This window comes from Methylobacterium sp. 174MFSha1.1 (assembly GCF_900116815.1).
In the GTDB taxonomy this organism is placed as follows: Bacteria; Pseudomonadota; Alphaproteobacteria; order Rhizobiales; family Beijerinckiaceae; genus Methylobacterium.
In genome coordinates this window covers 1-11,773 of the sequence record NZ_FPCB01000078.1, presented here as the reverse complement: position 1 = coordinate 11,773, position 11,773 = coordinate 1, and the positions used below count along the sequence as shown (strand labels likewise).

The following is an 11,773-nucleotide window of genomic DNA, read 5'->3' as shown; positions in this document are numbered from 1 at the left end:
ACAACAGGACCAGCACCTGACCAAGGTCAGGCTTGCCGGCCCAGACTGTCTCGAAGACGTTTCAGCGACCGGTCCGCGGGAGCGGCCGGCGCCGATGGGTGGTCGTATAGGCCCCGCATTTTCCCCCGTCAACTCCTTTGTGAAACTCCCGCGACAGGCGTCCCCTCCCCCGCCGAGGTCAGGCCGCCGCACAGTGGCTGCGCGCATCGGAGACGGCGCGGCGGGCCTCCGCCACGGCGTCAGGCAGGCCGGAGCCGGCCTTGATGGCGGATTCGAGGGTGCGGCAGGCGGCTGCCAGATCCTCGAAGCCGAGGCTTCCGGCCATCGCCACGATCACGTGGGCCTCGTGCGCCAGGGTGGGCAGGTCCGCCTGCGGCGCGAAGGCGGTGGCGAGCTGTCCCATCAACCGGTCGCGCAGGCGGCCGAGCTCGGCCTCGCCGATCAGGCGCGTCAGCTCGGCGGTCTTGCGCGCGTCGAGCACCGGCGGGCGTGCAGGGTTGGGCGGATGACGGGGCCCGCGCGGGAGCTGGCCGGCGGTGGCTGCCGAGGTTCCGGCCTCGGTCAGGCGCACGCTCACGCCGGTGTCGGTCGCCACGCAGGCGAGCGCCCCCGCCTCGGTGAGCGTCAGCACCGCGGCCATGAGGGACGCGGGTGACAGGCCGGTCTCGTAGCTGAGCCCGCCCTCCCCGCCTGCCAGCGGCAGGTCGCGGGCGGAGACGTGAAGCAGCGCCAGGAGATGGGCGACGGGATCGGCCGGTCCCTCCCCCGGGGCAAGTCCGGCGTGCCGGCTGGCAAAGCCGGCGCAAGCCTCGGCCAATGCCGCCCAGGAGGCGGGATCGCCGACCCGGAACGTCACGTCGCAGGCTCCCCCGAGGCGCCCGGTGAGGTCGACGCTCGGCACCGGCCGGCTCGGCGTCGCGGCCCGGGCGGCGCGCAGGTCCGGGAGCCCGGCCTCGCCGCTCAGGAGGATCAGGTCGGCATCAATGGCCCGCGTCACCAGCACGAAGGCCTGGGCAAAGGCCGCGGCCTCGACGGCGCCCGGGGCCGGGCAGATCAGGGCGCGGGGCCGGCCGGCGAGGCCGAAGCGGCGCCAGACCGCGTCGGCGCCGGTCTCAGGAGGCGGGGCCTCGACGCGGGTCAGCCGGTCGAGGGCGGCGTAGAGCGCCTCCGGGTCGAGGGGCTTGACCAGGATGGCGTCGAACCGCGCATCGGCGCCCCGGCGCGAGGCGAGGCCGTGCCGGTCGGCCGTCACGCCGATCAGCCGCACCTGATCCTCCGGACGGGAGATCTCGCGCATCAGCCGGGCGAGGGCGTAGCCGTCCATCTCGGGTAGGTGATAGTCGATCATCACCACGTCGTGGCGGCGCTCGCTCAGGAGGCGCAGGCCGAGGAAGCCGTCCGAGGCCACGTCGACGCTGTCGCCCCGGCGCTCGCACAGGGCGCGGACGAGGTCCTGGAAGCCGGGATCGTCCTCGACCACGAGAAGGCGCAGGCTCATCGGGAACTCCCTTCGGGTGCGGTCGGGAAAAAGTCTGTCACGGGCGTGCCACCGGGCCGCGCGTGGCCTCGGGCGGCAGGATCGCCGCCTCGGGAGGCAGGCTCGCGACCGCCGGAGACGGCGCGTCGAGGCTGCCCGCGAGGGTGCTGCGCATCGCGCCGCCGCTCGGGGCCGTCACGGCCGGGGGGCGCTCGTCCGCCTCGCCGAGATAGCGCGGTCCGGACGGTGCCGGCGCGGCGGCGACCGGCGCCGGGCGAGAGACGTGCGGGCGAGAGACTTGGAGGCGCCCCGCAGGCCGGGGCCCCGAGCGCGGCGCGAGGCGGGCCGGCGCCGGGACCGGCTCGCCGGAGAAGCGCGGCACGAGGCGCAGCTGCGTCACGGCGGCGGCCATCGCCTCGACGGTGACGTCGTCCCGGCACAGGCGCAGGCGCAGGGACAGGGGCGCCGGCGCGCCGCCCGCGAGCAAGGGCGCCTCGGGAATCCACTGCCAGGCGTAGAGGCAGCGCGTCGCGCCGCTCCGCCCGATGGCGAGGCCGTAGGGGCCGTAAGCGTTGGCCGACGGGCGGGTGACGACCTGCATCGCCGTGCCCGGGAAGGCGGCGGCGAGTTCGGCGTGGATGCCGGCTTCGGTCGGCTTGCCGCCGAGCATCGCGTCGAGCGCGCCCTCCTTCGGGGAGGACACCAGGATCAGGTCGTCGCGCCCATTGCGGGCCCCGGGCGGGCGCAGCGTGATCGCCTGCTCGAACCCGCCGGCACCGTCGCGCTCGCGCAGGGCGACCGGTCGCCCGATCCAGGCCGGCAGGACGACCATCGGTGTGGCGACGACCGGGGTGGAGCGCCGCGGGATCGTGGCGGGCGGCAACGCGGCGTCGAGGCTGGCGAAACGCGGGGCGGCGGCGCGCTCCTGCGCGGTGCAGGCGCCCAGGGCGAGAGCGGCGGCGAGGGCGAGGGAGCGGGTCACGGCAGGGGCTTCCGGAGGGTGTGGAGGATGGCGCCGGTGGTGGCGACGTCGCGCGGCGCGGGCGGATCGGCGGGGACCGCCTGCATCGCCGACCACAAACTGCCGAGGGGAGCGGGGCGCTCGGCGGCGCTCGGGACGCTCGGACCGGTCGCGCCGGTCCAGGCGGGCAGGAGCGAGAAGCCGTAGCGCTCGTAGGGCATCGGCCCGACGCCGGGGACGCGCCGCGCGGTGGTCGGCGGACGTCCGGCGGCGCGGGACGGCGCCGGGACGACGACGGCGAGCGGATTGCCGGTCGGCGCGGCGCGCAAGTCGTTCTCCGGCGTCACCGCCACGGGAAAATCGCTGCGGCGCACGAGCGGGGCTGACGGCGCCTCGAGGGCGTCGGGCTGGGGCACGCGGCCGCCTCTCTCGGCTCTCGCGGCGTCGGGCCTGGGTCCGAGGTCGAGATGGACGCCGCGGACGGCCGGCTCCGCCGGGCGGGGCGCGGGCGCGTCGCAGGGCGAGGGCCGCTCGGAGCGGGCGGAGAAGAGCAGGCCGACCACCCGCGGAAACAGCCCGTCGTAGCGGTTGACGAGTTCCACGACGGCGCGCTGCTGGCCCGCCCGCTGGAGGGCGAGGGCGTAGCCGTAGACGGTGGCCTCCTTCGGGAACCACGCGACGGCGCGGCGGAACCAGGCGAGCGCGGCATCGAACTGGCAGGTATTGTACGCGTACCAGGCGAGTGCCTGCGCGCCCTCCCCCGAGGCGGTCGCGGCGGTGACGTCCGCGTAGCGGCGCAGGCGCTCGGGCTCGATCGCCGGGGGCGTCGCGCGGGTCAGGTCGCGTTCCAGGATGTCGATGAACAGGAGCGAGTTGTTCACCAGCGGCTCGCGCCAGGCATAAGCCACGTCCTCCGCCTCCCGGCGCAGGCCGAGGCGCAGCAGGGTGTGGGCGAGGCCGTGCGCCACCATCGCGTCGCCGCCCCGCGCGATGGCGCGCTTGAACCAGGCCAGGGCCTCCGGCAGGTCGCTGCGCTTGAACGCGTGCCAGGCGACCAGGGCCGGCTGGTCGGGATCGGGTGCCGCCTCGGCATAGGCCTGGAAGGCGGCGAGGTCGGCGGGCGCCACCGCCTGCCCGGCCTCGTCGTGCAGGACGGCGCTCAGGCGGCCGCGGATCAGGTCGATGCGGATCGGCGCGAGGTCGTCGGCCGGGATCCTTGCGCCGAGCCGGTCGATCTCGGCCATCGGCAACAGTGGCAGCGCCCGCAGGAGGCCGGCCCGGCGATCCTCGGCACTCGCGCCCGGGGCGGCGAGGGCCCGGGCAAACAGCGCGATCGCCTCCGGCGCCCGGTCGGTGCGGGCGAGCGCTTCCGCCGCGCTCCAGGCCACCTCCGCCTCGCCGGCCTCGATCTCCGGCCGGCGCCTTTCGGCGAGGGCGGCGAGGTCGGACCAGCGGCCGGCCTTGGCGAGCCCCCTCACCTCCTCGCGCAGCTGCCGGCGCGCGAGGGCGCCGGCGAGCGCTCCCGACGGCGTCCAGCCCGGCTCGGTCCTGGCGCGATCAGTGAGTGCCTTGCGCAGCGCGTCGAGGCGGCCGGCATTCAGGAGGTCCCAGAATCCCTCCTCGTCCTCGGCGCCCGGCGCGGCGGTCCAGAGATCGGCGGGGGGCGTCCAGCCCGGGAAGCGGCGCGACAGGCGCTCGGTCTCGGCGGCGACCCGCTCGGGCTGGCGCTGGACGGCGTAGTAGCGCAGGGCCGTCTCGTCGGGCCGCGTCTCGGCCGCCGCGACCGGTGCCGTCCCGGCGAGGGCGAAGGCGACGATCAGCGCGGGGCGCATGCGGGATACCTCGTCTTGAGGGCGGCCAGCGCCAGGAGCTGCAGGGTCGCCGGGTAGTAGTGCCCGGTCTCGGCCCGCACCCGGGCGAGCGCGGGCGGGAACGGCGTGCCGCGGGCGGCGCAGGCGGCGAGGGCCGGGACGGCGCCGTAGCCGGATTCGGTGAGGCGGGCGGTGACCTTGCCGCTCGCGGTGTCGACGAGGGGGAGGTTGCCGGCCTCCGCCCGCGGCCAGAGGCTCAGGAAAGGCGCGTAGAGCTCGGCATCCGTCGTGCCCGCCATGGCGAGGTAGAGCGGGATGCGCAGGCCGTTATAGGAGAAGTCGGGCGCGAAGCCGTCGGCGGGCTTCGGAGTGGTCTCGGCGAGGGAGACCCACTCGCTCGGCAGGCGCCCAGGCCCGAACCGGGCGGCGCGGATCAGCCGGCGGCCGCTGCGGTCGAGCCCGGCCCAGTCGAATTCCGGGGCGAGGAGCGGCATCCGGTCGAAGGCCGGGAAGATCCAGTAGGACAGGTTCACCACCGGGCCGTCGGGGCGGTCCTCGGCGGAGAAGCCCGCGACGCCGGGCAGCAGCAGCGGCCCGTGGGCGGCCCGCGGCAGGATCAGCTTGCGGCCGAGCTCGACCGCGATGCGCCGGCCGGCCACCCGGTGCGAGGGATCGTTCCAGAGCGCCACCGCCTCGGCCAGCGCCCAGGCAACCAGGAGGTCGCCGTCGGCGGCGTCGTTCATGTCGGCGATTGCGGGGCGCCGGTCGGGCTCCCAGCGCCAGGCGAGGAGTTGGTCGTCGCGCACCATCAGGTTGGCGCGGGTCCAGGTCCAGATGCGCTCGAAGGTCGCGCGGTCGCCCGCGAGCGCGGCGAGCAGCATGCCGTAGCCCTGCCCCTCGCTGTGGCTGATGCCGCCGTTGCCGGTGTCGACGACCCGGCCGGCCTCGGTGACGAAGCGGGCCTTGTAGGCGCGCCAGCCTTCGTGATCGGCGAGCGGCGGGGTCTCGGCCGCGGCGGCGGTGCAGGCCGCGACGAGCGCGAGGAGGATCGCGACGGCTCTGGCGAGGGTCGTCATCCGGTTTTCCTGCCGAGGTTGCGCACCAGCTGGTGGGTCGAGGCGGCCAGCAGCCCGGCGCAGGCGAGCGCCATCAGGGCGTAGACCTCGCGGTTGAGGGAGAGCCAGCCGGCGGCGATGCGGCGCAGGTTGCCGAACGAGGCCGGGGCGGTGGCGACATAGCGGCCGGTCTCGGGATCCTGCGCGGCCACCGTGCCGTCGGCGGCGAGCAGAGTGACGGCGCCGCGGGGCCGGCTCCAGACCAGCGGCTGGACGAGGCAGGCGGTCGCCTCGCTCAAGGCGCCGGGGGTCGGGGCGGTGACGAGGGTCAGGACGTCGTCCGGCGCCGGTCCGGTCACGCCCTGGGCGAGGACGAGGGCGGTCTCCGACAGCCCGGGCGCCGGGGTCGCGGGGCCGCGGCAGCCGGGGATGCCGCCGCGGCGCAGGAGCCGGCGGCGGATCGCCGGGCCCGGTTCGGGAGCTGGGGAGCCGGCCGTCTCGTCGCGCTTCATCCAGGCGTCGCGCAGGGCCTGCGGGTCGAGGCCGGCGGCCTTCAGGAGCGGGGCATCGAGGCTGCGCAGGGCCGCCACCACCAGGGTCGGGCCGACCACGCCGCTGCGCCCGGCCGCGAAGGCGAAGGGGATCGGCCGGCCCGCCGCCACGCCGAGGCGGGTCGCCAGGGTGGCGGCGGCCGCCATCGTGTCGCGGTCCGGGGCGGGCACGGAGAGGGTCGGGGCGCGGCCCTCCGCCCGGTACGGGAAGCCCGCCGCCGCGGTGGCGGCCAAGTCCGGCTGGCGGGCGATCCGGGCGAGGTCGGGAATCGTCAGGCGGGTGCTGGCGCGCAGGGTCAGGCGCTCGCCGGCCGGAGCCGCGCAGGCGCGGTCGTCCGGCCTCGGCAGCTCGGCGAGCAGGCTGATCCGGTTGAGGCCGGGGCGCAGCAGCCGCAGGGGCAGGAAGACCGTGCGCCGGCGCAGGGTCTCGCCGCCGGCCTTGCCGAGGGGGACGCTGCCCGCCGCCTCGCCGTTGATCGACACGCTGACCTGGGCACCGGGCGCGAGGCCGGCCGGGTAGGTCGCGTCGAGGTCGAGGGCGATCTTGGCGTAGTCGGCCGCCAGGAGGTCGTGCGGCAGCGCTAGATCGAGGGTGAGTTGATGCGTCCGCCCGCCGATCACCGCATCGGTCAGGCCGAGATCGGCGAGGGTCAGGCTCTCGCCGCCGGCGATCCGCCGGCCGTCCCGATCGCGCAGGGCGGCGAGCCCCTCCGGCGTGCCCTGCGGCGCGGCTGCTGCCAGCGCGCCGAGCTGCGCGAGCGCCGCCGTCACGTCCGCCTCGCTCGCGCCGGTGACGACGACGACCGGGCGGCGATCGGGCCGGGCCGGCAGCAGGGCGAGGAGGGGGCCGGTGACGAGGCCGAGGGACGCGATGTCGAGGCTGCGGGCGAGTTCGGGTGCGGGCGCCACCGCCAGGGCGACGCCGTCGCCGGATTCGGGACTTGGGGCGAAGGAGACGACCGGCTGGGCGAACCGGCCGGCCAGCGCCAGGGCCTGGGCGCCGGCGAGCAACCCCTCGACGCGGCGCTCCGACAGGCGCTCGCCGGTCTGGATCAGGCGGATCGGCACGGCGCCCTCCGGCCCCGGCCGGATCGCCGCGAGATCGGCGAGGTCGGCGACGCCCTCCCCCGCCGCGACGAGGCCGGTCGTCTCGGGGTCGATCTGGGTCCAGAGCTCGTAGGTCGCCGCGACCGTGCAATCGACGCGGTGGCGCTGGTCGACCGCGACGGTCACGGCGTTGAAGCCGGCGCGCAGGGCGCCCGGCGCGATCGTCATGCTCTCGACCCTGAGGCCGTGGACGCCATCGATCTGGGTGCGGCCGATCTCGGCGCCGTTGAGGCCGACGCGCAGGGTCGAGGCCTCCGGCAGGACCGAGACCGCCGACAGGTAGCCGAGCTGGAACACGCCGCCCGCCCGCGCCTCGGCGGCGGTGACGAAGAGCGGCCAAGTCACCGTGCCGGTCTCGTCCCAGAGCCGCAGGGGCGACGCGACGGCGGGGAGCCGGCGCAGGGCCGGGCCCGTCGCGGCGGATGGGGGCGAATGGGCCGGGAGCGGCGCGCCCGGCAGCATCATGGTGGGGGTCGGCCCGAAACCCGAGAAGGTCTGGGCCGGGGCCGACGCGCTGCATAACGCGGCGCCGAGGGCTGGGACGAGGGTGCGGACGAGGAGGCGGTGCATCCGGAATGGCTCCTCTCAGGCAGCGTTGCGGGAGGCCGCGAGGGCGTCGCGCAAGGCGTCGCGGGCGGTCGCGGCCGGGGCGGCGTCGAGGGGCGGCGGCGCGATCGGAACCGGGGCGGTGCCGGTGCCGGCGAGGGCCCGGATGCTCGCGGCCCAGGCGGTTGCGTCGAGCGCACCCGCGTCGGGGCGCAGGGCTCCGCCGGGATCGGGCGCGGCGGCGAGGAGATCGGCGATGGCTCTTCGCCAGACGGCCTCGTCCAGGCGAGTCTCGTCCAGGGAAGCCGCAGCCGAGGGAAGATCGCCCGGGAGACGCTCCGCCGCGACCGGGGCGGACGCCGGGGCCGGTTGGGCGGCGGGGTGGGCGACGACCGGGTTACCGGTGGCAGGACGCCCCTCGGGCCGGACCGCCGCGGGGATCTCCACCGGACGCGCCGCGGCTTGGATCGCCGGCAGGGGCAACGCGGCGACGGATGCGGGCACGGGGCTCGCGCGCTCACGGGCGATTTCGTCTGCGAGGATCACCGGCGGGGCCGGCTCGGCGAGGGGGGCGAGCAGTGGCGCTGCGACATCCGGAACCCTCTCGGACGCGACATCGGCCGGAGCGGCGACCGCCCGCTGCGCGTCTGGCACCGCGAGCGCCGACGGAGCCGGTGCCGGCTGAACCGGTGCCCGCTTGCCGAGATACGACACCGCCCGCACCGGCTCGGCGACGCCCCAGGCGAGGAAGCGCAGGGTGCCGGTGAGGAGGTCGCGGTGGCGCCGGCGCCCTTTCAGGAAGGCGCGCAGGGCGCCGGCATCGCCGTACATCAGCCCGGCGAGCGTGCGGTACTCGGCGGGCGCGAGGGCCGCGAAGGCGACGACGCGCCGATCCGGCGCCGGCGCCGCGCGCAACGAGAAGCGCAGGGGCGGTCCGTCAGCGGCCTGGAGGACGCCGCCCTGGAAGCCGTCCCCCGGCAGCGCCGGCCAGGGCGCGCCGTCGCTCCGGCGCAGGGTGGCGGCGTCCGTGCTCATCCGCTCGACGATCACCGGCACCTGCTCGGACCCGAACACCGCCAGGGCCGGCCGGCCGACCGGCAGGCTCGGGCTGCGCTCGTCCTGGCGCCGCTCGGCCACGACGCCGAGGCCCACGCCGGCGATCACCAGGTTGAACCCGCACCACAGGCCGACGACGAGCATCAGGCTGGTGACGCCGGGCTCGTAGAGGTAGCGCCACGCCGCCATGCCGCAGCCGGCGGCGAGGGCCAGGAAGATCGCGAAGAACGGCCAGGCCAGGGCCGAGAGGTGGTCGTGGCCGAGGCCCGCCCCCTTGGCGGTGACCGAGAAGCTCGGGCGCCGGGGCGAGGCGATCACCGATGCGATCGAGCGGACCAGGAACACGCCCTGGACGTACTCGTAGAGCTCGGACACGAACGGCCAGCGCACGTGGCCGTAGAGGTAGTTCTGGATCATCAGGTTGGCGACGATGTAGGTCGCCGTGTAGGCCAGGGCCTCGTCGACCGACGAGACGAAGATCTTGACGTCGAAGAAGATGTGCAGCAGCGGCGCGAGCATGAAGATCAGCCGCGGCAGCGGGAAGAACCAGAACGTCATGCTCGACAGGTAGGCGAGCTTCTGGATCGGTCTCAGGCCCCGCTTCGTCAGCGGGTTCTTGAGCATCAGGATCTGGATCATGCCCTGGCACCAGCGGCCGCGCTGGACGATGAAGTCGGCCAGGCTCTCGGGCTGGAGCCCGGCGATCAGCGGCTGGCCGACATAGGCGCTGGTCCAGCCCTTGCCGTGCAGGTCGAGGGCGGTCTCGCAATCCTCCGTGATGGTGATGCCGGAGAACCCTCCGACCGCGTCGAGGGCCTGCCGGCGCAGCAAAGCCGCCGAGCCGCAGAAGAACGAGCCGTTCCACTTGTCGAGCCCGGTCTGGGTCACCCCGTAGAACATCTCGTTCTCGGACGGCATGCGGGCGAAGGTGCGCAGGTTGCGCTCGATCGGGTCGGGATTGAGGAAGACGTGCGGGGTCTGGACCAGGAACAGGTTCGGGTCCTGCGAGAACAGACCCACGGTCTCGGTGAGGAACGAGCGGAACGGCGCGTGGTCGGCGTCCAACACCAGCACGATCTCGGCGCGCGAGGCGGCGAGCCCGTTGTTGAGGTTGCCGGCCTTGGCGTGCTCGTTGCGGGCGCGTGTCCGGTAGCGGGCGCCGAGCTCACGGCAGAGCGCCTGCAATTCGGCCCGGCGGGCCCTGGCCGCTTCCGCCTTGCCGGGGTCCGGGTCGGCGCATTTCTGGTCGGTGCCGCCGTCGTCGAGGAGCCAGACGGTCAGCTTCTCGGCCGGATAATCGAGGTTGAGCGCCGCCGCGAGGGTCACGGCGAGGAGTTCCGTCGGCTCGTTGTAGCTCGGGATCAGCACGTCGACGGCGGGCAGCGCGGCGGCCTGCGGCAGCGCGACGGGCGCACGCACCAGGGGATCGGCGTTGACGACGAGGCTCACCGCCAGGATCAGCACGCAGTAGAGCTCGGCGCCGAGCAGCATCAGGCCGAAGCCGAGGCCGACCGGATCGTCGAGGGAGGGCAGCGTGCCGGTGAGGCGCCAGTAGACGTAGCGGATCACCACCAGGGAGCCGAGCGCCAGGAAGGCGAGCCGGGGCAGGCCGCGGCGGGGCGCCAGCAGCCACAGGGCGGCCATGCCGGCGCAGGCGACGGCGCAGAGCCCGACCTGCGCCTCCGGGCCGACAGGCTGGACGAGGAGCCCGACGGTGAGAAGCGCGGACAGCGCCCAGGCGATCCAGCGGAGAGCGGCGGCCATCTAGAAGCCCGCCCGCATGTCGACGGTGGTGTAGAGGCCGCCCTTGCGGGTCCGGTCGTGCAGGTAGCCGGCGGCGACGCCGAATTGCAGCGCGCCGAACTGGAAGCCGCTCCAATGGGCGCCGATCCGCCACTGCCGGTAATCATCGTCGCCGAGCAGCGCGGCCTCGGGCCCGAGGAAGCCGCCCATCACCGCGACGCCGCCGCGCAACCGGCCGTAATAGGCGTTGAAGGTGCTGGAATAGGTGCCGGTAGCGTGCACCATCGTGCCGGGAGTCGGCCGGGCGTAGAGGTCGATCGCGGCCTTCAGGCCGCCGGCGTTGCGCACGCTCGCGTCCAGCCCCGGCACCTCGTTGCGACGCACGTTGAGGCCGACGAAGGCCGACAGCACCGCCTCCGGCCAGACCCAGCCGTAGCCGACGAGCGCCGCGACCTCCGCCTGCTGCCCGAGCCCGGTGCCGGACCGGTACGATCCGATCACGGTGTCCGCCCGCAGGCGCAGGCCGCTGGTGAGCAGGGAGCCGGAGGGCGCGGCGGTCGCGGTGGCGCCGGCGAATTGCGAGCCCTGCGAGCTCACGGTCGCCGAGGTGTCGACCGAGACGATCCAGGCCTCCTGCGCGCCCGGTGCCTCGGCGCCGGTATACCAGTCGGCCGCGAGCGCCGGCCGGCCGCAGACCGCCGTGAGAGCGAGGGCGCATCCGGACAGGACGCGCGAGGACGGGCCGCGCCGGACCACGACGCGGGTGAGATTGCGGTGCATGTCGAAACGCCACCAGACCCTGCAACGCGGCCAAGATCGCGCCCGCATCATTAAGCGGACCTTGCCGGGACGGGCGGCATCCCGTGCGATTAAGTCTTACGTCCTTCAGGATGATTTCCGGCGGACAGGATAATCCGCGGGGGCGCGTCAAGCCGGCCGTCGCAGGGCGTCCACAAGTGCGCCGGGATAGGCGGGACAGTCGGCGGACACAGTGCTGGTCCGCCTCCGCCCTGATACGAAAGCCGCGTGATCCCCTCGGCCGCTTGGGCAGGGCCGTCCGCGGAAAGGAAGAGGTGCGGACAATCTCCTCTCCCCGCGGGCGGCATGGCTGTCCGGGAAGAGGCGATGCGCGGGAAATCTCCTCTCCCCCCTCTGCGGCAGGGCTGTCCGGGGAAAAATCTGGTGTGGGTGCATGCCCTGCCACGCCGGAGGTGATCCGGGAGTTGTCCGGTTGTCGAGACACGAACATCCGGGCAGGACATGCACCCGAGCGATACCCGCTTTGCCCAGCTGCTGGAAGGGCTCGATCGTCAGCAGATCGCCCGGAGCGTCGCCCGCCACGGGGCCGACGCCTACGACAAGTGCTTCTCGTCGTGGGATCACCTGCTCGCCCTGATCTTCGCCCAGCTCAGCCCCGCCGCCAGCCTGCGCGGCCTGGAGGTGGCCTGGAACGCCCATGCGGCGGC

General features: G+C 75.0%; 8 protein-coding genes. 1 reads left to right on the top strand and 7 read right to left on the bottom strand.

What is annotated here, in order from left to right; translation table 11 throughout:
• Positions 1–178: 178 nt before the first annotated feature.
• The 7 genes from BM430_RS33490 to bcsS are packed head-to-tail and all read right to left on the bottom strand — an operon-like array spanning position 179 to position 11,087.
• On the bottom strand, positions 179–1,498 hold the full coding sequence (locus tag BM430_RS33490) for a response regulator (RefSeq protein WP_093571490.1): 1,320 nt from the start codon (positions 1,496–1,498) through the stop codon (positions 179–181).
• A gap of 37 nt (positions 1,499–1,535) precedes the next feature.
• The gene (bcsN, locus tag BM430_RS33485) at positions 1,536–2,459 is read right to left on the bottom strand and encodes a cellulose biosynthesis protein BcsN (protein ID WP_093571489.1); all 924 of its coding nucleotides are present in this window, start codon (positions 2,457–2,459) and stop codon (positions 1,536–1,538) included.
• Positions 2,456–4,270 carry a hypothetical protein gene (locus BM430_RS33480; protein ID WP_093571488.1) on the bottom strand — a complete coding sequence of 605 codons (1,815 nt, stop codon included), beginning with the start codon at positions 4,268–4,270 and terminating at the stop codon, positions 2,456–2,458. Before BM430_RS33480 ends, bcsN begins: the two co-directional genes overlap by 4 nt.
• Positions 4,255–5,325 carry a family 8 glycosyl hydrolase gene (locus BM430_RS33475; protein WP_093571487.1) on the bottom strand — a complete coding sequence of 357 codons (1,071 nt, stop codon included), beginning with the start codon at positions 5,323–5,325 and terminating at the stop codon, positions 4,255–4,257. Before BM430_RS33475 ends, BM430_RS33480 begins: the two co-directional genes overlap by 16 nt.
• Positions 5,322–7,532 (bottom strand): cellulose biosynthesis cyclic di-GMP-binding regulatory protein BcsB, encoded by a 2,211-nt coding sequence (locus BM430_RS33470; protein ID WP_093571486.1) that lies wholly within the window; start codon positions 7,530–7,532, stop codon positions 5,322–5,324. The genes BM430_RS33475 and BM430_RS33470 overlap by 4 nt, the downstream gene beginning before the upstream one ends.
• A 15-nt stretch (positions 7,533–7,547) precedes the next feature.
• A complete protein-coding gene (gene bcsA, locus BM430_RS33465; protein ID WP_093571485.1) occupies positions 7,548–10,328 on the bottom strand; it encodes a UDP-forming cellulose synthase catalytic subunit in 2,781 nt (926 codons plus the stop codon).
• Positions 10,329–11,087 carry a cellulose biosynthesis protein BcsS gene (gene bcsS / locus BM430_RS33460; RefSeq protein ID WP_093571484.1) on the bottom strand — a complete coding sequence of 253 codons (759 nt, stop codon included), beginning with the start codon at positions 11,085–11,087 and terminating at the stop codon, positions 10,329–10,331.
• A gap of 480 nt (positions 11,088–11,567) precedes the next feature.
• Between bcsS and BM430_RS33455 the strand changes: the two genes are divergently transcribed.
• Positions 11,568–11,773, top strand: a 206-nt coding sequence (locus BM430_RS33455; RefSeq protein ID WP_143132216.1) for a DUF4372 domain-containing protein, incomplete at its 3' end; no start/stop codon positions are given.

Excerpts from the sequence above, each read along its gene's own strand:
- BM430_RS33490 (WP_093571490.1), bottom strand. The coding sequence starts at position 1,498 with ATGAGCCTGCGCCTTCTCGTGGTCGAGGACGATCCCGGCTTCCAGGAC.
- BM430_RS33480 (WP_093571488.1), bottom strand. The coding sequence starts at position 4,270 with ATGCGCCCCGCGCTGATCGTCGCCTTCGCCCTCGCCGGGACGGCACCG.
- BM430_RS33475 (WP_093571487.1), bottom strand. The coding sequence starts at position 5,325 with ATGACGACCCTCGCCAGAGCCGTCGCGATCCTCCTCGCGCTCGTCGCG.
- BM430_RS33470 (WP_093571486.1), bottom strand. The coding sequence starts at position 7,532 with ATGCACCGCCTCCTCGTCCGCACCCTCGTCCCAGCCCTCGGCGCCGCG.
- bcsA (WP_093571485.1), bottom strand. The coding sequence starts at position 10,328 with ATGGCCGCCGCTCTCCGCTGGATCGCCTGGGCGCTGTCCGCGCTTCTC.
- bcsS (WP_093571484.1), bottom strand. The coding sequence starts at position 11,087 with ATGCACCGCAATCTCACCCGCGTCGTGGTCCGGCGCGGCCCGTCCTCG.